Annotated in this window: 3 protein-coding genes and 1 pseudogene; all 4 read right to left on the bottom strand. The window is 64.8% G+C overall.

All coding sequences use genetic code 11. The features are described 5' to 3' along the window. Positions 1 to 331 (bottom strand): annotated as a pseudogene (locus EN984_RS28660) (DNA-protecting protein DprA); the annotation flags it as partial. A gap of 17 nt (positions 332 to 348) precedes the next feature. After that, positions 349 to 936 carry a glycerol-3-phosphate 1-O-acyltransferase PlsY gene (plsY, locus tag EN984_RS28655; RefSeq protein ID WP_127384130.1) on the bottom strand — a complete coding sequence of 196 codons (588 nt, stop codon included), beginning with the start codon at positions 934 to 936 and terminating at the stop codon, positions 349 to 351. 57 nt (positions 937 to 993) lie between these two features. Beyond that, complete coding sequence (locus EN984_RS28650; RefSeq protein ID WP_127272492.1) at positions 994 to 2280, bottom strand: dihydroorotase; 1287 nt, start codon at positions 2278 to 2280, stop codon at positions 994 to 996. Beyond that, positions 2277 to 3000 (bottom strand): aspartate carbamoyltransferase catalytic subunit (locus EN984_RS28645; RefSeq protein ID WP_127384129.1); only part of this gene is annotated, 724 nt, incomplete at its 5' end. The genes EN984_RS28650 and EN984_RS28645, both read right to left, overlap by 4 nt.

The raw sequence follows: 3000 nt of genomic DNA, 5'->3' as shown, positions 1-3000 counted from the left end.
TGCCCTTTACCGCCAGCAGCGGCGGCGGATGGTCCATGTTGCGCAATAGGGGTGGATAGTCTGTTTCACCGATCCCGACAAAGCGGGCGCCGGCCTTTCCGGCTAATTCCAGTTCGGCCTCGGCTTCGGCAATGGAAGGGATGCGAGCGATCCGGATGGCGCCGCCTGAAATCATCAGTTCCGGCAATATCTCCAGCGCCGCCTCGGCCGAACCGAAACGGTTGATGAGGTCGCGAAAGGATGCGGGGCCGACATTCTTGGTGCGGATCAGCCGCAGCCAGCTCAGCCGCTGCCGGTCGCTGAGACGCGGCCCGGCGGCCGGCCCACTCACCACGGCGGCAGGCTCGCTCACCCCTTGGCTCCGATCTTGCCCTCGGTGCCGGCAAGCAGGCGCGAAATGTTTTCCCGGTGCTTGATGAAAACGATGATGCTCATCACCACGAACAAGGCCGCATTCTGCGGTGCGCTCAGGACATAGAGGGCGATCGGCACGATGACCGCCGCCGTCAGCGCCGCCAGCGAGGAATAACGGAACAGGAAAGCCATCACCAGCCAGGCGACGGCAAAGATCAGCGCCACCTGCCAGGCAAGGCCGATCAGCACGCCGAGATAGGTGGCGACGCCCTTGCCGCCCTTGAAACCGAGCCAGACCGGGAAGAGATGACCGAGAAAGGCGCCGAGACCGGCCCAGATCGCCAGGTCAGGCGCGAAATGGCCGGCTATCAGCACGGCGACCGTGCCCTTCAGCGCGTCGAGCAGCAGCGTCGCGGCGGCAAGGGCGTTATTGCCGGTGCGCAGAACATTGGTGGCGCCGATATTGCCGGAGCCGATCTTGCGCACATCGCCAAGGCCGGCCGCGCGGGTGAGCAGGAGCCCGAACGGAATCGAGCCAAGCAGATAGCCGAACACCAGCGCTGGGATGAGGCTGTAAGTCATTGTTTCCCCCGCATTTCCCCCTGACGAGCCGGATCACGCGCGGTGCGCCGTGGCCGTTCAGGCGGAAAACACTGTGCGGCCCGCAACCAGCGTTTGCAAGACCTTGCCTTGCAGTCGCGCGCCTTCGAAACAGGTGTTTTTCGAGCGCGAACGAATACCGCTTTCGCTGACGATCCAGGGTTCGTCGAGATCGACAAGCGCAAGATCGGCGACAGCACCCGGCTTCAGCGTGCCGCCGGGCAGGCCGAACAGTTTTGCGGGAGCGGTGGACAGGGTTTCGATCAGCCGGAGCAACGGCACATCGCCATTGTGATAGAGCCGCAATGCCGCGCCCAGCAGTGTCTCCAACCCGATGGCGCCGGCCGCCGCATCGGCAAAGGGCAGGCGCTTGGTGTCGACATCCTGCGGATCGTGCGAGGAGACGATGATGTCGATCGTGCCGTCCCTGACCGCTTCGATCATCGCCAGCCGGTCTTCCTCGGCGCGCAAAGGTGGGGTCAGACGGAAGAAGGTGCGGTATTCGCCGACATCGTTTTCATTCAGCGACAGATTGTGGATCGCCGCGCCTGACGTCACCGTCGCCCCGTCGGCCTTCGCACGTGTGACGGCGCTTGCCGCCATCGCCGTCGAGATCTTTGCTGCATGGTACGAACCGCGTGTCAGTCGGGCCAAGGCGAGGTCGCGTTCCAGCGGGATGGCTTCGGCTTCGCGCGGAATGCCGGAGAGGCCGAGCCAGCTGGCGTAAAGGCCTTCATTCATCACGCCGGATGAACCGAGGTCCGCATCCTGCGTCTCATGCACGATGGTGGCGCCGAAGTCGCGTGCATAGGTCAGCGCGCGGCGCATCACCAGCGCGCTCGATATGGTTTGGCGGCCATCGGTAAAGGCGACCGCGCCGGCTTCGCGCAGCAGGCCGAACTCGGTCATTTCGCGCCCGTCGAGGCCCTTGGTGATCGCCGCGGCCGGAAAGACGTTGACGATGGCCGTGTCCTTGGCCGTGCGCAGCACGAATTCAACCAGCGCCACATTGTCGATCACCGGATCGGTGTCGGGCATCATGACGATGGAGGTGACGCCGCCGGCCGCCGCCGCGACACTTGCCGACGCGATGGTTTCGCGATGCTCGCCGCCCGGTTCGCCGATGAAGACGCGGCCGTCGATCAGGCCTGGAATGATCGCCTTGCCGGCGCAGTCGACAACGGTGGCGCCCTCGGGCGCGCCCTGGTTCAGCGCTGCCTTGCCGGCGACAAGGATTTTCTTGCCATCGACTATGACGGCGCCGACTTCGTCGATGGCGCGCGAGGGATCGACAACGCGGGCCCGCTCAAAGACCGTTATGCTCATGCGCCGCCGCCCTCTTGATTGCGGCGCGGGTCAAGCAGCGCTTCCATGACGGCCATGCGCACGGCGACGCCCATTTCGACCTGTTCCTGGATGACGCTCTGCGGACCGTCGGCGATTTCCGAGGCGATCTCGACGCCGCGGTTCATCGGCCCGGGGTGCATCACCAGCGCATCGCCCTTGGCCGCCTTCAGTTTTTCCGCATCGAGGCCGAAATAGCGGAAATACTCGCGCACCGAAGGCACGAACGCGCCTTCCATGCGCTCGCGCTGCAGGCGCAGCATCATCACCACATCGGCGTCCTTGAGGCCCTCGGCCATCGAGCGGGTGACGATGACGCCCATCTTCTCGATGCCGGTGGGCAGAAGCGTCGACGGTGCGACGACGCGCACCTGCGCGCCGAGCGCGTTGAGCAGCATGATGTTGGAACGTGCCACGCGCGAATGCAGGATGTCGCCGCAGATTGCCACGATGAGCTTCGACAGCGGGCCCTTGGCGCGACGAATGGTCAGCGCATCGAGCAGCGCCTGTGTCGGGTGTTCATGCGCGCCGTCGCCGGCATTGACGACGGAGCAGCCGACCTTCTGCGCCAGAAGCGCGGCCGCACCGGCCGATTGGTGACGGATGATCAATATGTCGGGCCGCATCGCATTCAGCGTCATCGCCGTATCGATGAGCGTTTCGCCCTTCTTCACCGAAGAGCTTGCCACCGACATGTTCATC

Source organism: Mesorhizobium sp. M7A.F.Ca.CA.004.12.1.1, from assembly GCF_003997835.1.
Classification (GTDB): domain Bacteria; phylum Pseudomonadota; class Alphaproteobacteria; order Rhizobiales; family Rhizobiaceae; genus Mesorhizobium.
The sequence above is the reverse complement of the archived record's forward strand: the minus strand, read 5'-3'. Positions and strand labels throughout refer to the sequence as shown.

What these genes read in the sequence shown, in the direction of transcription:
- plsY (WP_127384130.1), bottom strand. Translation starts at nt 936, where the DNA reads ATGACTTACAGCCTCATCCCAGCGCTGGTGTTCGGCTATCTGCTTGGC.
- EN984_RS28650 (WP_127272492.1), bottom strand. Translation starts at nt 2,280, where the DNA reads ATGAGCATAACGGTCTTTGAGCGGGCCCGCGTTGTCGATCCCTCGCGC.